The sequence below is a fragment of the Microbacterium sp. IO18 genome, from assembly GCF_049099505.1.
In the GTDB taxonomy this organism is placed as follows: Bacteria; Actinomycetota; Actinomycetes; order Actinomycetales; family Microbacteriaceae; genus Microbacterium; species Microbacterium aurugineum.
In genome coordinates this window covers 1,648,547-1,669,588 of the sequence record NZ_JBMJAF010000001.1, presented here as the reverse complement: position 1 = coordinate 1,669,588, position 21,042 = coordinate 1,648,547, and the positions used below count along the sequence as shown (strand labels likewise).

At 69.4% G+C, this 21,042-nt stretch carries 21 protein-coding genes and 1 tRNA gene; 15 read left to right on the top strand and 7 right to left on the bottom strand.

What is annotated here, in order from left to right; all coding sequences use genetic code 11:
* Positions 1-16 precede the first annotated feature (16 nt).
* Positions 17-664 carry a LysE family translocator gene (locus tag ACLF6J_RS08100; protein ID WP_134352956.1) on the bottom strand — a complete coding sequence of 216 codons (648 nt, stop codon included), beginning with the start codon at positions 662-664 and terminating at the stop codon, positions 17-19.
* An 82-nt stretch (positions 665-746) separates the two neighbouring features.
* On the opposite strand from ACLF6J_RS08100, the gene ACLF6J_RS08095 reads away from it, so the two are divergent.
* From ACLF6J_RS08095 to ACLF6J_RS08065, 7 genes are all read left to right on the top strand, one after another.
* Positions 747-2,054 carry an aminotransferase class V-fold PLP-dependent enzyme gene (locus ACLF6J_RS08095; RefSeq protein ID WP_134352957.1) on the top strand — a complete coding sequence of 436 codons (1,308 nt, stop codon included), beginning with the start codon at positions 747-749 and terminating at the stop codon, positions 2,052-2,054.
* Positions 2,051-2,485 (top strand): Fe-S cluster assembly sulfur transfer protein SufU, encoded by a 435-nt coding sequence (gene sufU, locus ACLF6J_RS08090; RefSeq protein ID WP_047521238.1) that lies wholly within the window; start codon positions 2,051-2,053, stop codon positions 2,483-2,485. Before ACLF6J_RS08095 ends, sufU begins: the two co-directional genes overlap by 4 nt.
* A 16-nt stretch (positions 2,486-2,501) precedes the next feature.
* Positions 2,502-3,443 (top strand): GNAT family N-acetyltransferase, encoded by a 942-nt coding sequence (locus ACLF6J_RS08085; protein WP_134352958.1) that lies wholly within the window; start codon positions 2,502-2,504, stop codon positions 3,441-3,443.
* Positions 3,444-3,501: 58 nt separating this feature from the next.
* On the top strand, positions 3,502-4,143 hold the full coding sequence (locus tag ACLF6J_RS08080) for an NADPH-dependent F420 reductase (protein WP_134352959.1): 642 nt from the start codon (positions 3,502-3,504) through the stop codon (positions 4,141-4,143).
* 123 nt (positions 4,144-4,266) lie between these two features.
* Positions 4,267-4,932 carry a GntR family transcriptional regulator gene (locus tag ACLF6J_RS08075; RefSeq protein ID WP_134352960.1) on the top strand — a complete coding sequence of 222 codons (666 nt, stop codon included), beginning with the start codon at positions 4,267-4,269 and terminating at the stop codon, positions 4,930-4,932.
* 109 nt (positions 4,933-5,041) lie between these two features.
* Complete coding sequence (locus tag ACLF6J_RS08070; protein ID WP_134352961.1) at positions 5,042-5,287, top strand: hypothetical protein; 246 nt, start codon at positions 5,042-5,044, stop codon at positions 5,285-5,287.
* Positions 5,284-6,156 (top strand): hypothetical protein, encoded by an 873-nt coding sequence (locus ACLF6J_RS08065; protein WP_244093593.1) that lies wholly within the window; start codon positions 5,284-5,286, stop codon positions 6,154-6,156. The genes ACLF6J_RS08070 and ACLF6J_RS08065 overlap by 4 nt, the downstream gene beginning before the upstream one ends.
* A 7-nt stretch (positions 6,157-6,163) precedes the next feature.
* Here the strand turns inward: ACLF6J_RS08065 and ACLF6J_RS08060 are convergent, their stop codons facing one another.
* Positions 6,164-7,003 carry an SDR family NAD(P)-dependent oxidoreductase gene (locus ACLF6J_RS08060; protein WP_131494385.1) on the bottom strand — a complete coding sequence of 280 codons (840 nt, stop codon included), beginning with the start codon at positions 7,001-7,003 and terminating at the stop codon, positions 6,164-6,166.
* Positions 7,004-7,132: 129 nt separating this feature from the next.
* Here ACLF6J_RS08060 and ACLF6J_RS08055 point away from each other — a divergent pair, with 129 nt between their 5' ends.
* Together ACLF6J_RS08055 and ACLF6J_RS08050 are read left to right on the top strand one after the other, a co-directional pair.
* Positions 7,133-7,717 carry an asparagine synthase gene (locus ACLF6J_RS08055; protein WP_134352962.1) on the top strand — a complete coding sequence of 195 codons (585 nt, stop codon included), beginning with the start codon at positions 7,133-7,135 and terminating at the stop codon, positions 7,715-7,717.
* Between the two features lie 64 nt (positions 7,718-7,781).
* Positions 7,782-7,854, top strand: a tRNA-Arg gene (locus ACLF6J_RS08050).
* 78 nt (positions 7,855-7,932) lie between these two features.
* On the opposite strand, the gene ACLF6J_RS08045 is transcribed toward ACLF6J_RS08050, so the two are convergent.
* Complete coding sequence (locus ACLF6J_RS08045; protein ID WP_421076852.1) at positions 7,933-8,868, bottom strand: LysR family transcriptional regulator; 936 nt, start codon at positions 8,866-8,868, stop codon at positions 7,933-7,935.
* Between the two features lie 71 nt (positions 8,869-8,939).
* On the opposite strand from ACLF6J_RS08045, the gene ACLF6J_RS08040 reads away from it, so the two are divergent.
* Complete coding sequence (locus tag ACLF6J_RS08040) at positions 8,940-10,670, top strand: L-aspartate oxidase (RefSeq protein ID WP_131494384.1); 1,731 nt, start codon at positions 8,940-8,942, stop codon at positions 10,668-10,670.
* 112 nt (positions 10,671-10,782) lie between these two features.
* Here the strand turns inward: ACLF6J_RS08040 and ACLF6J_RS08035 are convergent, their stop codons facing one another.
* On the bottom strand, positions 10,783-11,079 hold the full coding sequence (locus ACLF6J_RS08035) for a hypothetical protein (RefSeq protein WP_134352964.1): 297 nt from the start codon (positions 11,077-11,079) through the stop codon (positions 10,783-10,785).
* A 126-nt stretch (positions 11,080-11,205) separates the two neighbouring features.
* Here ACLF6J_RS08035 and ACLF6J_RS08030 point away from each other — a divergent pair, with 126 nt between their 5' ends.
* The 5 genes from ACLF6J_RS08030 to ACLF6J_RS08010 all read left to right on the top strand — a co-directional run bounded on the left by ACLF6J_RS08030 (position 11,206) and on the right by ACLF6J_RS08010 (position 15,746).
* Positions 11,206-12,702 (top strand): L-serine ammonia-lyase, iron-sulfur-dependent, subunit alpha, encoded by a 1,497-nt coding sequence (locus ACLF6J_RS08030; protein WP_134352965.1) that lies wholly within the window; start codon positions 11,206-11,208, stop codon positions 12,700-12,702.
* Between the two features lie 69 nt (positions 12,703-12,771).
* Positions 12,772-13,524, top strand: coding sequence for an AAA family ATPase (locus ACLF6J_RS08025; protein ID WP_134352966.1), 753 nt, complete (start codon positions 12,772-12,774; stop codon positions 13,522-13,524).
* A 42-nt stretch (positions 13,525-13,566) separates the two neighbouring features.
* Complete coding sequence (locus ACLF6J_RS08020; RefSeq protein ID WP_047521216.1) at positions 13,567-14,163, top strand: TetR family transcriptional regulator; 597 nt, start codon at positions 13,567-13,569, stop codon at positions 14,161-14,163.
* A 66-nt stretch (positions 14,164-14,229) separates the two neighbouring features.
* Positions 14,230-15,015 (top strand): ABC transporter ATP-binding protein, encoded by a 786-nt coding sequence (locus ACLF6J_RS08015; RefSeq protein WP_208526512.1) that lies wholly within the window; start codon positions 14,230-14,232, stop codon positions 15,013-15,015.
* On the top strand, positions 15,012-15,746 hold the full coding sequence (locus ACLF6J_RS08010; RefSeq protein WP_131494524.1) for an ABC transporter permease: 735 nt from the start codon (positions 15,012-15,014) through the stop codon (positions 15,744-15,746). The genes ACLF6J_RS08015 and ACLF6J_RS08010 overlap by 4 nt, the downstream gene beginning before the upstream one ends.
* 21 nt (positions 15,747-15,767) lie before the next feature.
* Here ACLF6J_RS08010 and hrpB read toward each other — a convergent pair whose 3' ends face one another.
* From hrpB to ACLF6J_RS07995, 3 genes are all read right to left on the bottom strand, one after another.
* Entirely contained in the window at positions 15,768-18,323 is a 2,556-nt protein-coding gene (gene hrpB / locus ACLF6J_RS08005; RefSeq protein WP_134352967.1) for an ATP-dependent helicase HrpB, read from the bottom strand.
* 201 nt (positions 18,324-18,524) lie between these two features.
* Positions 18,525-20,129, bottom strand: coding sequence for an SPFH domain-containing protein (locus ACLF6J_RS08000; protein ID WP_134352968.1), 1,605 nt, complete (start codon positions 20,127-20,129; stop codon positions 18,525-18,527).
* A 119-nt stretch (positions 20,130-20,248) separates the two neighbouring features.
* Positions 20,249-20,677, bottom strand: a complete 429-nt coding sequence (locus ACLF6J_RS07995) for a MarR family winged helix-turn-helix transcriptional regulator (RefSeq protein WP_131494527.1) — start codon at positions 20,675-20,677, stop codon at positions 20,249-20,251.
* Between the last annotated feature and the right edge of the window lie 365 nt (positions 20,678-21,042).

The window sequence follows — 21,042 nt, the reverse complement described above, 5'->3', positions numbered from 1 at the left end:
GCTTCGCGCCGGCCGCTCAGGCGCTCACAGGTTTCTCGCTCCACACGAGCAGGAACGCGCCGAGAGCGATCATGAGCCCGCCTCCGGTCGCGCCCATCGCTTCGACTCGACGCGGAGAGCGGCCGAACCACCCGCGCGCCGCACTGGCGAGAAGCACCCACACCGCGTCGCAGGTCACACCGATCGCCACGACGATCACACCGAGCACGAAGAGCTGGGCGGGCACCGACCCGGCTTGCAGGTCGACGAACTGCGGCAGGATCGCGAGGAAGAACGCGATCGACTTAGGGTTGGTGACGCCGACCACGAATCCTTCGAGGAGCAGACGCCATCCGGAGCGTCTTGCCTGCTCCGCGACGAGAGCGCGCGCCGCGTCTTTCCGGTGGCGGATCGCCTGGACGCCGAGGTAGACGAGGTACCCGGCGCCGAGCACCTTGATGATCGTGAAGAGCAGGACCGATTGCGCGATGACGGTGCCGACACCGAGTGCGACGCCGACGACGAGCACGATCGAGCCGGCGGCTGTCCCGAGGATGCTGAGGAATCCGCCCATCCGGCCGAGCGACATCGCCCGTCCGATCGTGAACAGCACGGTGGGGCCGGGGATCACCACCATCACGAACGCCGCCGCGATGAGGGCGAGCAGTGTGTCGGGGGCGATCATGGGTCGAGCCTAGAGGGGCGGACGTCCGCGGTCGAGCGGTCGTGCGGGCCCACGCCTGTCGTGCAGGTGGGAAACTGGAACGATGAGCGTTTCTTCCGGCGTCGACGTGATCGCCCCCCTGAGTGAGGACGAGGTGCGGCGAATCCGTGAGGACTTCCCGATCCTCCGCACACAGGTGCAGGGGCATCCCCTGGTGTACCTCGATTCGGGGGCGACCGCGCAGCGCCCGTTCGCGGTGCTCGACGCCGAGCGCGAGTTCTCGACCACTCTGAACTCCGCCGTGCACCGGGGCGCGCACACTCTGGCAGCAGAGGCGACGGAGCTGTTCGAAGAGGCCCGCGGCACGATCGCACGGTTCGTGGGGGCGGACGAGGACGAGATCGTCTGGACATCGAATGCGACGGAGGCGATCAACCTCATCGCGTACTCGCTCTCGAACGCGTCACTCGGGCGTGGGGGAGCGGAGGCCGAACGATTCCGCCTCCGCGAGGGAGACGAGATCGTCACCACCGAGATGGAGCACCACGCGAACCTCATCCCGTGGCAGGAACTCGCCGCGCGGACCGGGGCGACGCTGAAGGTCATCCCGCTCGACGACGATGGCGCGCTGCGGCTCGACGTCGCCGCCGACCTGATCACCGCACGCACGAAGCTCGTGGCGTTCACGCACGTCTCCAACGTGCTCGGCGTGATCAATCCGGTCGAGACCCTCGTCACCGCGGCCCGCGAGGTCGGCGCGCTGACCGTGCTCGATGCGTGCCAGTCGGCGCCGCATCTCCCGCTCGACGTGCGGGCGCTCGGCGTCGACTTCGCCGTGCTGTCCGGGCACAAGATGCTCGGCCCCACCGGGATCGGCGCGCTCTACGGTCGGCGCGAGGTGCTGGCCGCGATGCCCCCGTTCCTCACCGGCGGGTCCATGATCACCACGGTGACGACGACGGAGGCCGAATACCTTCCGCCGCCGCAGCGGTTCGAGGCGGGCACGCAACGGGTGTCGCAGGCCATCGCGCTCGCCGCGGCCGTGGACTATCTGACCGAGGTGGGCATGTCGCGCATCGCCGCGCACGAGGCCGCGTTCGGTCGGCGCCTCGTCGACGGTCTGGGTGCGATCAACGGGGTCCGCGTGCTCGGCGCCGACATCGATCGCCCGCGCGTGGGCCTGGCGAGCTTCGACGTCGCCGGTATCCACTCCCACGATGTGGGGCAGTTCCTCGACGACCTCGGTATCGCCGTGCGGGTCGGGCACCACTGTGCGCAGCCGCTGCATCGGCGCCTCGGAGTGACCTCGTCCACGCGGGCGAGTACCTACCTGTACACGACCGATGCCGAGGTGGACGCCGTGATCGAGGGCGTCGCCGGAGCGATCGACTTCTTCCGGAGGGGCGTATGAGCGACCTGCAGAACCTGTACCAGGAGCTGATCCTGGACCACTCACGCACTCCGCACGGATACGGTCTGCGTGACGAGATCGCGGCGCAGTCGCACCAGCTGAACCCCACGTGCGGTGACGAGATCACGCTGCAAGTGCATCGTGGTCCCGACGGCGGCGTCGAGGCGATCGCGTGGGAAGGGCACGGATGCGCCATCTCCCAGGCGTCGGCGTCCCTGCTCGCCGAGCTCGCCGAGGGGCTGACCGTCGCGGAGCTCGAAGTGCGGATCACCGCGTTCCGCGAGGCGATGAGATCGCGGGGGAAGATCGAACCGGACGAGGAGCTGCTCGGAGATGCGGCCGCTCTCGGAGGGGTGTCGAAGTACGTGGCCCGCGTGAAGTGCGCCATGCTCGCCTGGGTCGCCGCGGAGGACGCGCTCACACGCGGGTGAGGTGCAGGATGGACGCATGCCTCTGCAGCTGAGTCCTCTGCCCGCCGAACGCTTCGAGGAGTGGCGCAGCGCGGCCAGGCAGCGGGTCATCGACGGCAACCGGGCGTCGGGGTACCGGATCGGCGCGGACGCGGTCGACTTCGCGGACGCGTTCTTCGCGGAGCTGCTACCGGACGGCCTCGCGACCCCGACCGTGCGGATCCTGCGCATCGTGGACGAGCACGAACGCGAGCTCGGCACCCTCTGGCTCGCGGTCGGCGAACACAAGCTCTTCCTTCTGGAGCTCGCCGTCGAGGAGCCGCTCTCCGATGCCCGGAACGATGATGTGCTCGCGCAGATCCTGGCGATCGCGAGGGACCGGGGCGTGGCGCGGATCAGCGCACCGCTGTTCCCGCACGACGCGGCGGGTCACGCTCTGCTAGAGGGGCGCGGGTTCGAGGTGGCGTCGATCCAGATGGTCCTCGAGCCGTTGCCGGTGCGGGAGGTTCCCGTGCACGTGGACGTCGTGCCCATGACGGCCGAGCGGTTCCCCCGGTTCGTCGCCGCCTCGGAGAAGGGGTTCGCCGACGATCTCGTCGCCTCCGGCCGATACTCGCCCGAGGAAGCGGCGGCCGAATCGCATCGCCAGCTGGTCGCGGAGCTTCCGGAGGGAGTGGAGACGAAGGGGCAGGCACTGTTCACCGCCTCGGTGGACGGTGCGGAGGTCGGGATCCTCTGGCTCGGCATGCGCGTCCGTGACGGTCGCCCTCATGCTTTCGTGCTCGACATCGAGGTCGACACCGCTGAGCGTCGCAAGGGATACGGGCGTGCGCTGATGCACGCCGCCGAACGCGAGGCCCGCCGGCTCGGTGCGGACTCCATCGGGCTGCACGTCTTCGGCTTCAACACCGGCGCGATCGACCTGTACGAGCAGCTCGGCTATCGCCGCACGGAGGAGAGCCTGCTTCGGGAGCTCTGAGGCGCGTCAGCGGAGGACGCGGAGGGAATAGTCGTGCGCGAGCTGCGTTGGGCCGAACATGACAACTCTCGGAATCATCGGTGCAGGACACATCGGCAGCCAGGTCGCCCGGGTGGCGGTGGCGAACGGCTATGACGTCGTGATCGCGAACTCGCGCGGGCCGGAGACCCTCGCCGACCTCGTCGCCGAGCTCGGACCGCGGGCGAAAGCGGCCACCGCGGAGGATGCCGCCGCCGCAGCGGACATCGCGGTCGTGACCGTGCCGCTCCATGCGATCGACAAGCTCCCGGCTGAGCAGCTGGCGGGCAAGATCGTGCTCGACACCAACAACTACTACTTCGAGCGCGACGGGCGCATCGAGGCTCTCGACAAGGGGGAGACCACGACGTCGGAGCTCGTGCAGCGCGCGCTCCCGACGTCGAGGATCGCGAAGGCGTTCAATCACATCTACGCGTCCGAGATCACCGCGGACGGCACGCCGGCCGGGACCGCTGATCGACGCGCGCTGGCCACGGCCGGTGACGACGCGGAGGCCGTCGCGTTCGTGACGCGCTTCTACGACGAGGCCGGCTTCGACACGGTCAACGTCGGGCCGCTCAGCGAGTCGTGGCGGGTCGAGCGCGATCGTCCCGCGTATGTCGTGAGGCAGAACGCCGCGGAGCTGACCGCGAACATCGCCGCCGCCAACCGGCTGCCCTGATCGGATCCCGGGCGGGCGTGGGGGTGCATCGCGCACTCGTCGTGCCCGCTCGGGCGCGCACGGCCGGGCGTGTTGGGATACCAAAGAGTTGATGATCCGACCGCGGAGTGCGAGAATGCCCAGATGGCGGGGGCTTTGGGGGGAAACGGTGAACTCGAGTCGGTGAGGGTCACGAGGATTCTCCGTGACGACATCGTGCTCGGGCGGCGCGCCCCCGGCTCCCGGCTGGTGGAGCGCGACATCGCGGCCGAGCTGAACGTGTCCCGCCTTCCCGTCCGCGAGGCCATCCGCACGCTGGTCGCCGAAGGGGTCGTCGTCGCCCGCCCCCGCACCTGGGCCGTCGTGCGCGAGTTCACGCGACGTGACATCCAGGACTTCGCCGAGGTGCGCGAGGCCATCGAGACGCTGATCTTCGTCTTCGCGGCGGAACGGCACGACGAGGCCGGCATCGCCCGGATGCGCGGCGCCTATGAGCGCGAGCTCGCTGCCGCCGAAGCTGACGACGCCGAGGCCGCGAGGATCGCCGCAGCGGAGTTCCACGAGATCGCGGTCGAGCTGGCCGGGAACGAGATGTTCGGGGAACTCATCGCGGTGTTCCTCACGCGTCTGAGGTGGCTCTTCGGTCAGCACGACGACCTCCTCGCGATGGCCGACGAGCACCGCATCATCCTGGAAGCCATGACGGCTCGTGACACGGGAGCGCTCCGCCGCATCATCCCGGCGCACCTCGCAAGCGGCCAGGCCGCCGCGGAACGCCGCCTCGCGCGCAGCAGCGACCTGATGGTCTGATCGCGACGACGGTCGGCCGCGCGAAGTCAGGAGCAACGGCGACGGCATCGGTTGTATATTGGTGCGATCGGAGTCGGTCCGGAAATGTTGCGCTGTTCTGGGGAGCGAGATGCGGAATCTTGCTGTCGCGGTCGGATGCCTGTTGCTGCTCGGCGGAGTGGTCGTCGTGGCGCTCGCCGACCAGGAACGTGCAGCCGCTGTCGACGCCGTCAAGGCGGAGATCGTGAGAGTCGAGCGTGCTCTGGACGAGTCCCAGGGCGAGAATCTGGATCTGGCTGAGAAGCTCACCGCCCTCCGCTCGCAGATCGCCGAGCAGGATGGCGAGATCGCGGACACCACGGGGTTCCTGCCGTGATCCGGCGGATGCTGGCGGTCGTGGTCGCGATGACGGTGATGCTCTCCGCCGGGGTGCTCGCGCGGGCGAACGCGCTGGACCAGGAACGTGCGGTGGCGGTGGCCGAGCTGAGCTCCCTCACCCGGGAATACCACGAGACGACCCAGCGCACCGACTATCTCGATGGGGCGGTCGATCGCGCCGAGCGGGACACCGCGGAACGCGCGGCGGTGCTCGCCGTCCGCCCGGCCTTCGTGACCGAGCTCACCGCCTTCGCCGCCGCTCTGGACGGGGCACGCGGGGTGGTCGACACGGCCGCGCACCGGGCCGCGGCCCTCTCCGCCCAGCAGACGGTGCTGGCCGAGAAGGTGAACCCGGACACCGTGACGGCGGCGACCGCGACGGTGCACGCGCTGACGGAGAAGGTCGGCACCGAGGTTCAAGCCGCACAGGCCGCGCTCGCCGCGCAGAGCGCCGGACCGGGAGGGCCGGCCTGGACCTCGAGCGGTCCCGGCGGTTACGCCCGGGTGCGGGCGGCACTGGACCTCGTCGGGGGTGGCGGGGTCGGGTTGTACGAGTCCTCGTCGTGCGCCGGCGGGAGTGCACCGGCATGTGCCAACAGCAACGGGTACATCAAGTACCGCGCCGACATCGCCAACTGGAGCTCGGGCCGATTGAACTGGGCGATGGCGCACGAACTCGCGCACATCTACCAGTTCCGGGTGTGGGGTGCGCTGACGTCGTCGGGTGCCTATGCTTCGATGTTCGGCGGCGACCCGGAGTTCCTGGCCAACTGCATGGCCGCCGTCCGGGGCTATCCGGGCTCGGTCGGCTGCAACGGCGAGCAGCAGGCCTGGGCGTCGGGGATCTGGGTCGGAGCGGTCCGCTGAGGCGTCCTCACGCCACCGGGGTGGTCGTGTCGACCGCGTCCCGCAGGGGGCGCCGCATCACTCGCCAATAGGACGACGGCAGGATCCGCACGAGGACGTCGATCAGGCGCGCCTCGCGTCCGACCATCGTCCTCGCCGCCCGCCGCTCGGTGGCCCGGACGATGCGGGCGGCGGCCTCCGCGGGCTCCGTGTGGTACATCGCGGCCTGCGCGGCGGCGGCACGGGCGGCGACGGCGGGGTCGATGGCCGCGGCGTAACGTCCGTGCAGGATGATCCCGGTGCGTACACCCGAGGGGTAGACCGCGCCGACGCTCACCGACGTGCCTTCGAGCTCGTGCCGCAGAGCCTCGGAGAAGGCCCGCACGGCGAACTTGCTCATGGCGTAGGGGATGCGTCCGGCCGGGGAGGCCAGAGCGTAGACGCTGGCGAGATGGGTGATGTGCGCCGCGGGTGCCGCGCGGAGCGCAGGCAGCAGCGCCTTGGTGATCGAGACCGTGCCCCAGAGGTTCACATCCGTGAGCCAGCGCATCTCTTCCATCGTGAGCTGGTCGAGGTTGCCGAGCATCGACGACCCGGCGCACGTGATCAGTGCATTGATCCGCGGGTGTGCGTCGCCGATCGCGGCGGCGGCGGTGAACACGGCCTGATCGTCGCGGAGGTCGACGACGTGGGTCGTCACCCGGCTGTCGTGAAGCTCTCCGGCGATCGCCTCGAGCGCTGCGGCATCGTGGTCGATCAGGGCCAGGTGCGCTCCCCGTGCGGCGAGCAGCCGGGCGATGTCGGCGCCCATCCCGTTCGCGGCTCCGGTGATCACCGTGGTGCTGCCGACGAGATCGAGGTGTCTCATGTGTCTCCTGCGGGCGCGACCCGGGTGCGAACCCGCGGATGTCGGATGGGTGGGGCAAGCTGATTCCGAACCATTCTGGCCGACACCGGGCCGTAGTGATACCGGTACGCTCAAGGAGAGGAGGTACCGGTGGGACGGACAGCGGATGCCATCGCCGAAGGCGTCGCGATCGCGACCGCTGCCGCGCGCCTCGCCGTGAAGAACCACATCCTCATCGGCACCATCGCGGAAGACGGCGTCTTCGACATGGACAAGTACATCGACGATGCGCGCGAGGCGCTGCGGGCGATGGCCGAGGAGTCCGAGGAGGCCGCCGCCACCGTCACTGCGCTGCGAAAGCGGGCGAGGGGGAGGCACTCCGATCCGGTGGGCACGCACGACTATCGTGACCGCGACGTCCGCAACCTCCGACGCCGGGCGAAGCAGTCCACCGGGGTGGCCGAGCGCCTGCGCGAGATGATGCAGGATCACGACAGCCTCGCGCAGATCGTGGAAGAGGCCAGGGATGCCGCCTGGGCCGATGTGCGGCACAACCTCGACCGCCGGTTGCGGGTCGAGGGCATGCGCCCCGACCATGATCCCGACTACGGGCGAATGCGTGAAGCCCGTATGCAGGCGCTGCGTCTCGTCGACCTGCAGGCACTCTCCTCGGAGCAGAGAGCGAAGGCGAAGCGTCGGAAAAAACAGCAGAAAGCTGCGGCGGCCGGGGACTGAGGTCCCGTTTCGCTTTCGCGTCTGGACTGTTGTAGGCTGTTCCACGGCCCGCTGAGCGGGCTGGGCGCCCGTAGCTCAATGGATAGAGCATCTGACTACGGATCAGAAGGTTAGGGGTTCGAGTCCCTTCGGGCGCACACTGTGTTGAGACAGTACAGAAAGTCCCCGTCGCGAAAGCGGCGGGGACCTTCTGCTGTTCCGGGTCGTCGACCCGGTCAGAGCAGGCTCGTGATCGCGGGATCGCGGCGCGCGACCTCCGCGGACGTCGACACGATCGCCTTCCGCATCGCTGCCACGGCGATCGCCGGAGTGACGTCCGAACGGTGGGCCAGGCTGACCGTCCGCGTCATCATGGGGTGCGAGAGTCGCACCGACCGCAGGCCCGGCCGATCGAAGAGGACCATCGCCGGCACCACGGCGACGCCGAGGCCGCGCTCGACGAAGCGGAGGGCCGTGTCCATCTCGGCCCCTTCCAGCACGGGGTGAGGTGTCAGGCCGGCCTCACGGAAGGCGGCATCCGTCGTCGCGCGCAGTTCGTAGCTCTCGCCGAAGGTGATGAGGGGGAGAGCGGCCAGCTGTTCCAGGTCGATGGCAGGTCCATCCGTCAGCGGCGGCTCCGCAGCCGAGGACACCACGACGAGCTCCTCGGCGAGCAGCGACATCCTGGCCAAGCTCACGCCGGCCGGGGGAAGACCGTCGGACGCGGTGATGAGCGCGATGTCGACGGCGCCGACGGCGAGCTGTTCGACCAGGAGCCGTGAGCCGCTCTCGGTCAGGTGCAGGTCGACATCGGGGTAGGCGGCGTGGAACGAGCTGACGGCCTCGGCGACGAGGCTGATGCACAGGGTGGGCGGAGCCCCGAGCCGCACGCGTCCGCGGCGGAGTCCCGCCAGCTCTCCCATCTCATCGCGGATGGCATCGGCATCGGCGAGCATGCGCTGCGCGCGGGGGAGGAGCGTCTCTCCGGCGGCGGTGAGCGAGATGTGGCCCCGTGCCCGGTGGAACAACTCGGCGCCGAGCTCACGTTCGAGGGTGGAGATCTGACGACTCAACGACGGCTGTGCCAGGTGCAGGTGCTCGGAGGCGCGGGTGAAGTGTCCGAGACGCGCGACCTCGACGAACCCGCGGAGTTGCTCGAGGTTCATGACCATAGTCTACGCGTATCGTTTCCAGTGAGACTATGCATTGGAGTTATTAGGATCCCCTAATTAGCGTGGATTCCATGGCTACGCGCGAACGTCAGATATCCACCACCGTCCTCGTCATCGGTACCGGCGGATCGGGGCTGCGAGCGGCGATCGAGATCGCCGAGCACGGCGTCGATGTGCTCGCCGTCGGCAAACGGCCGCGGCAGGATGCGCACACGTCCCTCGCCGCCGGAGGCATCAACGCGGCGCTCGGGACCATGGATGCGGACGACAGCTGGCAGCAGCACGCGGCCGACACCATCAAGGAGAGCTACCTGCTCGCGAATCCGCACACCGTCGAGATCGTGACGCAGGGCGCGGAGCGCGGCATCCGTGACCTGGAGCGCTGGGGCATGGACTTCGCTCGCGAAGACGATGGGCGCATCTCGCAGCGGTTCTTCGGTGCGCACACCTTCCGTCGCACGGCCTTCGCCGGCGACTACACGGGCCTCGAGATCCAGCGCACGCTCGTGCGCAAGGCCGAGCAGCTCGACGTGCCCATCCTCGACCACGTCTACATCACCCGCTTGCTCGTGCGCGACAACGTGGTGTTCGGTGCCTACGGATTCGATCAGGCCGATGGCACTCGCTACCTGATCCACGCGGACGCCGTGATCCTGGCGGCCGGTGGCCACAATCGCATCTGGCGGCGCACCTCATCCCGCCGCGATGAGAACACCGGCGACTCGTTCCGTCTCGCGGTGGATGCGGGTGCCCGACTGCGCGACCCCGAACTCGTGCAGTTCCACCCGTCCGGCATCATCGAGCCGGAGAGTGCTGCGGGAACCCTGATCTCGGAAGCCGCCCGCGGAGAGGGCGGGATCTTGCGCAACGCCCTCGGCGAGCGGTTCATGGCGAAGTACGACCCCGAGCGGATGGAGCTGTCGACCCGTGACCGCGTCGCGCTCGCGGCCTACACCGAGATCAAGGAAGGCCGAGGCACGGAGAACGGCGGTGTGTGGCTCGACGTGTCGCACCTGCCCCGCGAGACGATCATGACCCGGCTCCCCCGCGTCTACCAGACGATGATGGAACTGCAGATGCTCGACATCACGACCGACCCGATCGAGATCGCCCCCACGGCGCACTACTCGATGGGTGGCGTCTGGGTGCGACCGGAAGACCACCAGACCGATGTCGACGGGCTCTACGCGATCGGTGAGGCCTCGAGCGGACTGCACGGCGCGAACCGACTCGGCGGTAATTCCCTCATCGAACTGCTCGTGTACGGCCGCATCGTCGGTCAGGCGGCCATGGAGCATGCCGCGGGCCTCGATGCCCAGCGCCGCTCGGCGACGGCGGTGGCCGAGGCGCGTGCCGAGATCGACGACCTCCTCGCCGCGGAGGGGCGCGAGAACGTCCGGGCGCTGCAACGCGCGATCCGCAACCTCATGACCGAGTACGCGGGGGTCGTGCGTTCCGAAGAAGGGCTGCTCGCCGGACTCGCCGACCTCGACATGATCGAAGGGCGGATGGAGGACATCGGGATCCACCCGGACATCGCGGGGTTCCAGGACCTCGCCCACGCCTTCGACCTCAAGGCGTCGGCACTCGCCGCCCGCGCCACCCTCGAAGCGGCGCTGGAGCGTCGGGAGACACGCGGATGCCACAACCGCAGCGACTTCCCCGACACCGACCCCACGCTGCAGGTGAACCTGGTGTGGTCGCCGACCGCCGGCGTCACCCGCGAGGAGATCCCGGAGGTCGCACCCGAGATCGCCGAGCTCATGCGCGAGGTCGACACCGAGGGCAAGCTCGTCGAGTAGTCCGCCCAGGGCCCCGCCCTATCGTCGAGACCCCGCCCCATCGTCGAGACCCCGCCCCATCGTCGGCTGCAGGGTGGGGTCTCGGCGGCGACCGGGGGTCTCGGCGAACGGATCAGCCGGCCTGCGGCTCCTCGGTGTCGATCACGCCGATGCCGACGGCCTCGTGGTCGGGCTCGGGCTCATCCCGCTTCGGCGCGGTGGGTTCCTCGCCGGGGTCCTTCTCGGTGCTCGGCTCTTCGAGTTCCTCGGTGCTCGGGACCTCGCTCGGGTCGGCGTCTTCCGGCGACTCGGCCTCGGAGGGGGTCGTCGCCTCTGCCTGGCTCGTGTCCGAAGAAGGGCTGGGCGTCGGAGTCTGCGCTTCAGGAGAGAGCTCGTCGGTGGGTTCCGGCTCAGGAGTGGTGTCGGTCATGGTGACCCCTTTCGGCGATGTCCTCGGACCACGATGCCCCGCCCGCGCGCTCGCCGGAAGGGGGTTGACTCCCCGTCGAGTTAACCGAGGTGAACCGAACCGGTGAATCCGGCGTAGCCTGGAAGGGTGACAGCGTACGTCTCGGCCTTCGACCTCTTCTCGATCGGAGTGGGTCCCTCGAGCTCCCACACGGTCGGACCGATGCGGGCGGCTCTCGATTTCGCGCGACGCCTCACGGCGAGCGGTGCACTGGCGCGAGTCGGCCGTGTCGAGGTCGCGCTCTACGGCTCGCTCGGTGCAACGGGGATCGGCCACGGCACTCCAGACGCCGTCGTCGCCGGGCTCCGTGGGCTCACGCCGGAGACGTGCGACCCGGCTGAGGTCCGTGCCGCCTGGGCCGACCTCCCCGCGGGTGCCGTGATCCGCATCGACGGCACCCACGAGGTGCCGTTCGTGAAGGACGACATCGTCTTCGCGCCGCGCACCCGGCTTCCCGGGCACCCGAACGCCATGACGATCACCGCGCGGGATTCAGCGGGCGATGTCGTCGCCGAGGAGACCTATTACTCGGTGGGCGGAGGATTCATCCGCAGGGACGGTGAGGAGGCGAAGCTCGCGACCGCGGGGTTCCCGTACTCGTATGCGGATGCTGCCTCGTTGCTCGCCCTCTGCGACGAGAACGGGCTGTCGATCGCCGAGGTCGCGCGACTCAACGAGGCATCCGTGCGCAGCGAGGAAGAGGTCGCTGCCGGACTCGACGCGATCTGGGATGCGATGGCGGGTTGTGTCGACGCCGGTCTGCACGCGGAAGGAACCCTCCCGGGCATCCTCAAGGTGAAGCGGCGGGCCGGAGTGATCCGCGGTCAGCTCGAGGCGGTCGAGGCCGACGGGCATCGTGAGCTGCCGGGCGAGTGGCTCGGCGCCTTCGCGCTCGCGGTGAACGAGGAGAACGCGGCAGGCGGACGGGTCGTGACGGCCCCGACGAACGGAGCCGCCGGTATCCTTCCGGCCGTCGCGATGTACTGGTGGCGGTTCCTCGCCGATTCGGGGCTGGGAGCGGGCAACGCGGTGACCCCCTACGGTGAACTCGTCGGCAGCGCGCTGTTGGGATTCGAGTCGGATGTGCGGACGCTGGAGAGCGCCAGCGGTCTCGACGAGGAGCAGATGGCCGAGGCGAACCGTCGCCGTGGCATCCGCCGCTTCCTGCTCACTGCGACGGCTCTGGGATCGCTCTTCAAGGCGAACGCGTCGATCTCCGGAGCCGAGGGTGGATGCCAGGCCGAGGTCGGATCCGCATGCGCCATGGCCGCCGGCGGACTCACGGCGGTGATGGGCGGTACGAATCGTCAGATCGAGAACGCGGCGGAGATCGCGATGGAGCACCACCTCGGTCTCACGTGCGACCCGATCGGCGGGCTCGTGCAGATCCCGTGCATCGAACGCAACGCGATCGCCGCGTCGACGGCGGTCACGGCGGCCCGACTCGCCCTGCGCGGCGACGGAAGCCACTACGTGTCCCTGGACGCCGTGGTCGAGACGATGCGCCAAACCGGTGCCGACATGTCGACGAAGTACAAGGAGACCAGCGAGGGCGGTCTCGCGGTCAACGTCATCGAGTGCTGACCGCCCGATCGTGATCGTGTCCGCGGGTGGCGATAGCCTCCACGAGACGTCACGCGCGGAGGGAGCACGATGGATGCGTTCTGGGAGCCGAGCTCTCGCCGTCGACGGCAGCAGCCGGTGGTCGCCGTTCGGCCGAACGATGATGCCCCGACGCCCGACGGGGAGTGGCCGACGAACATCCCCGCCGTCGCCCAGGTGCTCCGCGAAGGGATCGACCTCGACCCCGGAGTGACCTTTCTGGTGGGCGAGAACGGCAGTGGCAAGTCCACTCTGGTCGAAGGGATCGCGCTGGCGTATGGACTGTCGCCCGAGGGCGGGTCACGGCAGGCACGGCACCGCACGCGCGCGACGGAGTCGCCGTTGTCGGACTGGCTTCGATTGCAGCGCGGAGTGGGGGCGAATCGCTGGGGCTTCTTCCTCCGCGCCGAGACGATGCACTCGTTCTACACGTATCTGGAAGAGAACCCCTCGGCCAGCGGTGACGTTCCGTTCCACGAGATGAGCCACGGGGAGTCATTCCTCGCGCTGCTGGACAGCCGGTTCGACGAGCCGGGCTTCTACTGCCTCGACGAGCCCGAGGCGGCCCTGTCCTTCACCTCGACGCTCGCCCTCATCGCGGTGCTCCGCCGCATCGCCGACGAGGGGGGCCAGGTGCTCTGCGCGACGCATTCGCCGGTCCTCGCGGCCCTCCCCGGCGCGAAGATCCTCGAGGTCGGGGAGTGGGGCGTGCGTCCGGCGGACTGGGATGACCTCGAGATCGTGGAGCATTGGCGCTCGTTCCTCGACCACCCCACGCGTTACCTCCGTCATCTGCTCGACTGAGCCCGGGTCGATCGCGGGGAACGAAGTCGTAGGCTGGCGGGCATGACCGAGCAGAAGTCACCGCGCCGGCGAGGACGCCCGAGAGGTGCCTCGGACTCACGGGCGCGCATTCTGGCGGCCGCGGTCGACGACTTCGCCGAGAAGGGCTACGACGGGGCGACGGTCCGCTCGATCGCGGCCCGCGCCGGTGTCGACTCCGCGCTCGTGCATCACTACTTCGGGACCAAAGCCGACCTCTTCGCCGAGGCCGTGGGCATCCCTCTGCGTCCCGACATCGACGTGCCGCGGATCCTGGCCGGATCTCGCGACGGCGTCGGTGAGCGACTCGTCCGGTACGTGCTCGAGGCGTTCGAGCAGCCGGAGGTGCGCCGGCGAGGGGTCATGCTGATCCGCACCGCCGTGGGGAGCCGGCTGACGACCCCGTTGCTGGCCGGCTTCCTCTCGCGCGAGCTGCTCTCCCGCGTCTCTCGGAGTCTGGACACCGACGATGCCGATCTGCGCGCCGCTCTCGTCGCCTCGCAGATCGCCGGCATGCTGATCGCCCGCTACGTGCTGCGGCTCCCCGCGCTCGCCGGTGCATCGGTCGATGAACTCGTCGGACGAGTCGGTCCGACCGTGCAGCGCTACCTCTTCGACTGAGGGGGCGCAGGCGCAGGCGCACAGACCCCGTTGACGCCATCGGTACTCGGGCGCATAATTCATCACATGATGAATAACCCGGCTGTCGAGATCTCGCAGCTGCGTGTGCACCGCGGCGCCGTCCAGGTCTTCGACGGGATCGACCTCACGATTCCGCGCGGGCAGATCACCGGCCTGCTGGGGCCGTCGGGGTGCGGCAAGACGACTCTCATGCGCTCGATCGTCGGCGTGCAGAGGATCGCCTCCGGAGACGTCAGGGTCCTCGGAGAGCCGGGCGGCTCGCGAGGGCTCCGGCACCGGGTCGCCTACGGCACGCAGGGCGCATCGGTGTACGGCGACCTCAGCGTGCGTCAGAATCTCACCTCCTTCGCCTCGCTGCTGAAAGCCCCGAAGGGCGACGTCGATCGGGTCATCGAGGAGGTCGGTCTCGGGCCGCAGGCGGGGCAGCTCGTCGACGCCCTGAGCGGAGGACAGGCGACGCGGGTGTCGCTCGCGGTGGCGCTGATCGGTGCGCCCGAGCTCGTCGTGCTCGACGAGCCGACGGTGGGACTCGATCCGGTGCTGCGCGCTGAGCTGTGGACCCTCTTCCGTCGTCTCGCGGATCGCGGGGTGACACTCATCGTGTCGAGCCATGTGATGGATGAGGCCGTGCGCTGCGACCGGCTGCTGCTGATGCGGGAGGGGCGGATCATCGCCGACACGACTCCGACGTCGCTCCTCGCAGACACCGGGACGACCGACGCCGAGGCCGCCTTCCTCGCGCTGATCGAGCGTGACCGCGCGGCCGGCCTCGGAGACACCAGGAGGTCGCGCCGAGATACGCGCGGGACGCACGGGGAGGTCGGGGAATGAACGGCCGCCGGATCTTCGCCACGGCAGGCCGCGTCCTCACGCAGTTGCGGCATGATCCGAGGTCGATCGCCCTGATGCTCATCGCGCCGAGCCTCCTCGTGGGGCTCTTCGCCTGGTTGTTCAGCGACCAGGAAGGTGTCTTCGACCAGGTCGGCGGTGCCATCCTGGCGCTGTTCCCGTTCATCGTGATGTTCCTCATCACCTCGATCACGACCTTGAGGGAGCGCCGCTCGGGCACGCTCGAGCGGTTGATGACGACGCCTCTCGAGAAGGCCGACTTCATCCTCGGCTACGCGCTGGCGTTCGGAGCGATGGCGGTGGTCCAGGCGGTGATCACGGTGTCGTTCGCGGTCGGGGTGTGCGGGCTCGACGTCGACGGGCCGCTGTGGCAGCTGGGCCTGGTCGCGGTGGTCGACGCACTGCTCGGCACCGCGCTCGGCCTGCTCGCGAGTGCGTTCGCGCAGACGGAGTTCCAGGCGGTGCAGTTCATGCCGTTGCTGGTGTTCCCGCAGATCATCCTCGGGGGGCTCTTCATGCCCCGCGACCAGATGCCCGACGTGCTGTACGCGATCTCGGACTGGCTGCCGCTGAGCTACGCGATCGACACGATCAATGCCGTGGCCGCGGGGGACGAGGGCTGGGACGTGTTCGGTCCCTTGCTGATCGTCGTCGCCTTCGCCGTCGGTGCCCTGGTGCTCGCGGCGCTCACGCTGCGGCGGCGTACACGCTGAAGTCTCGGTCCGTTCCGCTGCTCAACGCGCGGCGCGGTTCTTGGTGTGCTTGGTCGGCGTGGCGGCCCACGGGTCCTCTGGCCAGGGGTGCCGCGGGTAGCGCCCCCGCATCTCGGCGCGGACCTGTGCGTACGGACCGGACCAGAACGAGGCCAGGTCGTCGGTCACCGCGAGCGGGCGCCCGGCGGGGGACAGCAGGTGGAACAGCACCGGCACGCGCCCATCGACCAGCCGAGGAGTCTCCGCCCACCCGAAGCACTCCTGGAGCTTGACCGCGACGACGGGCCGTGCCGACGTGTCGCCGTCGGGTTCCGGGTAGGTGATGCGGACGCGGGATCCGCTGGGCACCTCGAGGCGCTCCGGGGCGAGTTCGTCCAGGCGCACCGCCTCCGGCCACGGCAGCAGGCGGCGAAGGGCGGACAGCAGGTCGAGTCGTCCCACCGGGGTGCCGGACGCCAGCGCATCGAGTTCGGGTGCCAGCCAGGCGTCGAGGGTGTCGACCAGGCCCGCGTCCGAGACATCCGGCCAGGGGTCGCCGAGCTCGCGCCGCAGCAGCGCCAGTCGACGGCGCAGCGCCTCCGCGCCGTCGGACCACGCGAACATGCCCAGTCCGTCGCGGCGCAGGGTGCGGCGGACAGCATCCCGCCCCTCCTGCGCGGAGGCCCGGACCGGGACCGACGTGCGCAGGATCGCCCCGAGCCGCCGTTCGCGTCGGGCCTGGACACGGCCTCCGCTGAACTCGGCCTCGACGCGGTCCGTCAGGAGGTGGTCGGCGGCCTGCTCCATCTGTGACTCCGTGAGCGCCGCTGCCGCGCGGATGACCGCTCCGGACCCGGCTGCCGCGCGCCCGGAGGCGCGGGCGACGTCGGCGACGGCGAGCCATTCGACCGCCGCGAGCGGGCCCGTCACTCCTGCTCGCGTCCCGGATGCGAGCAGGAACGTCGCTCCGGCCGCGGTGCGCTCGACGCGGCGGGCGATCCGCTCGGGAAAGGCCAGGGCGATCACGAGCCCGACGCCGTCGAGATCCGCAGAGGCGTGTAGTGCCGGTGGGGCCAGGCGTTCGAGGCGATCGACGTCATCGCGCCATCGGCGGGCATCCGGCGTGCGTCCGCCCCGCAAGGAGATGAGGGCCTGTGCGACGTCGGCATCGGCGACTCGCAGATCGCCGCCCAACAGCGCGACGACCTCCGCGGCGAGGCGTCTGCCGACTGCCGGACTGCCGTCGCGGAGCGCGCGGGCGAGTCGGGGATCGGTCGGAACGCGGGCGAGGGCGCGACCTTCCGCGGTGGCACGACCCTCGTCATCGATCGCGCCGAGACCGCGGAGGACCGTGAGGGCATCGGCGAGGTTCTCTGCGGGCAGCGGGTCGATCATCCGCAGCCCGGCGCCACCGGGGGATCCCCAGCACGCGAGCAGCAGGGCCGCATCGGCGAGGTCGATGACCGCGATCTCGGGTACCGGGCGCGCGGGAGCCGCCGCGTAGCTCCGCTCGTCGACGCAGCGGAGCACGGTGCCGGGAGCCTGGCGGGTGGCGCGTCCCGCTCGTTGCACGCACGACGACCGGGATGCTGCGGTCGTGACCAGACCCGTCATTCCTCGGGAGGCGTCACGCAGCGGATGCCGCGACAAGCAGGTGTCCACGACCAGGCGTACGCCCGGGACCGTGAGCGAGGACTCCGCGAGCGAGGTCGTGACGATGATGCGCGGACGGTCTTTCGACGTACGACCTCGGATCACCGCGTCCTGCTCGACCGGCGGGATGCGTCCGTGCAACTCCCGCACATCGAAGGTCTCGCTCGACTCCCGGATGCGACGGGCGATCTCCGACACCTCCCGGGCGCCCGGTGCGAAGACGAGGACGTCGGCCTCCGGATCCTCCGCGATCTGCGTCAGGGCCGCAGACGTCGTGACGCGCGCGACGTGGTCCAGGAAACCCGAGGTGACCCCACGCTCGTCGAGGCGCGGTACGGGGCTCGGGGCCCAGCGCTCCGTGAGGGGGAAGGCGGGCACATCGTGGTCCACGATCGGGGCCGCGGCCGACTCGCTGCCGAGGACCGATGCGATCCGCTCGGCGTCGAGGGTGGCGGACATGGCGACGAGCACGAGGTCCTCCCTCAGCTCACGCACCTCGGAGAGCAGGCCGATCAGGAGATCGGTCTCGAGCGCGCGCTCGTGCACCTCGTCGAGGATCACGGCGTCCACGCCGTCGAGGCCCGGATCGTCGAGCATCCGCCGCAGGAGCACGCCGGCGGTGACGAACTCGATCTGCGTCGTGGGAACCGCGGAGCGCTCGCCGCGGACCGTGAACCCCACACGCGAGCCGAGCGGCGAGCCGTCGAGGTGGGCGAGTCGTCGAGCTGCGGCACGGGCGGCGACGCGGCGAGGCTGGGTCACGATCACGCGACCGGTGCACCGCGAGGCGACGAGCGGCGGCACGAGCGTGGTCTTGCCTGTGCCCGGCGGTGCGGTCACGACCACCGAGCCACCGGCGTCGAGGGCCGCGGAGAGCTCGTCGAGGGCGCCCGCGAACGACAGGCCCGCGCCGATCGCGTCGAGATCGAAGGCGGCGGGCATCATCCGTCCAGTCTGCCGCGTCGGGTCAGCGGCCGGAGCCGTTCACAACTCAGGAGAAACGCGCCCTGCCGGCCCCGAGCGGCCCTCACCGGCTCCGACCACCTCGTTCTTCCTGAATTGTGAACGGGCGAACGGGATGCCGGAAGCGAAAAACGGATGCCGCGACCCGATCGGCCGCGGCATCCGCTTCGTGTTGCGTGGGTGCTACTCCGCGGCGGGAGCAGGCTCCGTGGCGGGTGACGCCGTGGAGGGCGTCGACGCACGCGCGGGGGACGGCGTCGGAGGCGTGGCCTCGGCGACACCGGCGCCGAAACCACGGCCGACCGCCTGGCCCTGGATGATGCCCGCGAGATCGAGGCCGGTGGCCGAGTGGACGCTGTCGAACACCGAGCGGAGGGCCTTGGCGTTGTCGGCGCCGACCACGTTCGATGCGCCGTCCTCGCCGGAGCTGCCGATGATCGACACGTTGCCGATCGCCGCGTAGCCCTTCGAGAACTCGGCCATGATCGAGGGCAGAACGTCGAGCACGCGCTGCGAGAGGAAGGCGTCCTGGTTCGAGGCGATGGCCTTGGCCTCGGCCTCGAGGGCGCCGGCACGCGCGTCACCCTCGGCGCGGATGGCATCGGCTTCGGCGCTGGCACGCAGGCGGCGGGCTTCCGCTTCGGCTTCGGCCTGGGCGCGGAGGGCGTTCGCCTCACCGCTCGCCTTCGCGATGGCGGCGGCTGCTTCACCCTCGGCACGAGCCTTGTCAGCCTGCGCCTGCTGCTCGGCGATACGGGTGCGGGCTTCGGCCTGCTTGACCTGCTCGATCGCGGCGGCCTCGGCCGCGCGTTCGCGGGTGTAGAGCTCGGCTTGAGCGCGGGTCTCCGCCTCGTACCGCTGGGCGTCGGCAACGCGCTTGACGTCGGCGTCGAGCTGAGCCTGCTTGTTCTCGGCCTGCTGCTGCAGAACGGCCTGCTCCGCCTGAGCGCGTGCGAGAGCCTCTGCCTGCTCTGCTTCGGCACGTGCACGTCCGATGCCGGAGTCGGCGTTGGCGGTGTTGGTGTCGAGCGCGGTCTGCTCGATCAGGTTGGCTTCCTGGTTCGCGATGTTCTTCTGGTTGATCGCGCGGTCGGCGTTCGTCTGCGAGATCTCGGCGGCCTGACGCTTCGCCTGGATCTCGGGGGCACCCAGCGACTGGATGTAGCCGACCTTGTCGGTGATGCCCTTGATCTGGAACGAGTCCAGGATCAGTCCCTGCTCGGCGAGTTCCTGCGAGACATCGGCGGCGATCTGATCGGAGAACTTCTTGCGCTCGCGCATGAGCTCGACGACCGACAGGGTCGCGACGATGCCACGGAGCGCACCTTCGAGCTGTTCGGTGGTGAACTGCTCGATGGCCTTGTCCTGCGATGCGAAACGCTCGGCAGCGCGGCGCACGTAGAGCGGGTCGGAGCCGATCTTCACGATCGCGACGCCGTCGACGTTCAGCGTCACACTGTCGAGCGACTGCGCCTCGGCGTTGAGGGAGACCTGACGGGAGCGCAGAGAGATGATCTCGTGGCGCTGCGTGATCGGGTTGACGAGCGACTTGCCGTTCACGATCACGGTGACCGGCGACTCCGCCAGTTCCGAACTGGTCGTGCCGTCTGCGGCGATGACTGCGCGTTGGATCTTCTGCTTGCGCCCCGAGATGACGAGGGCTTCGTCGGCTCGGGCGACCTTGATCCAGCTGCGTGCGAACAGCAACAGGATCAGCAGCAGGACGACGGCGATGACGACGCCGATGCCCACGATGACGAGGATGCCGACGATTCCGGCGATCTCCATGAATGACCTCCCTGGTTCCCCCCGAGGGGGCGGTCTGACGTGCCCGCCGAATGCGCAGGCGTATGCAACCCACCCTGCCAGAAAAGGCGGAGGTCGTTCTCGGCGCCCACAGGCGCAGGTCAGCGGGAGCGGAGCTTCTCGGCGAGGTCGCGCAGAGTGCGCAGCTCATCGTCGTCGAGGCGCGACATGCGCTCGGCGATCGAGCGTCCGTGCACGGTCGCGAGTGCGCGGAACGCCCTGGCCCCTTCGTCCGTGGCGCGGATCAGGGCGCCGCGACCGTCGTCGGGATCCGAGCACTTCGCCACGAGACCACGGGTGACCATCCGGTCGACCAGACGAGAGACGCTCGGCTGACTGATCAGCATGTTCGAGGTGATGTCGCGCAGCCGTGCGGTCATGTCGGGGGAGCGGGTGACGGTCAGAAGCACGTCGTACTCCGCTTGTGCGAGGTGGTTTTCTTCAAAGTCGGCCAGCATCGCGGTGAACACCTCATGCTGTGCGCGGAACAGGCTCTCCCAGGCTTCGATGGCGAGCTTGCGGTCGGTCATCCTCACAGAATAGTGGGAACAGTAAAGGGCCGGTCGGAGAGGCTCCCGACCGGCCCTTGTCCCTTGCACCAAGAGTGTCCTGCAATCACATGCGGTGAGTGCCACAGCAAACATTCACCGTGTGATCACTGTATAACGGCGAGATAACGAATGCAACGGTTTGGTCACGGAATCTTCGGGTTTCAGCACAGAGGCTGTCCGATCTCACGAAAAGTGTCGGAGTCTCACGAAGGCTGTCGGAGAGTCTCACGAAAGTGTCGGAGTCTCACTAGACGTGTCGGAAGAGCGGCGTGTCGACCAGCCTCGTTGGGTGCCGGACATAGTCTGCCCGTGAGCAGATCCCCAGTTGGGGCATCTTTGTCAGG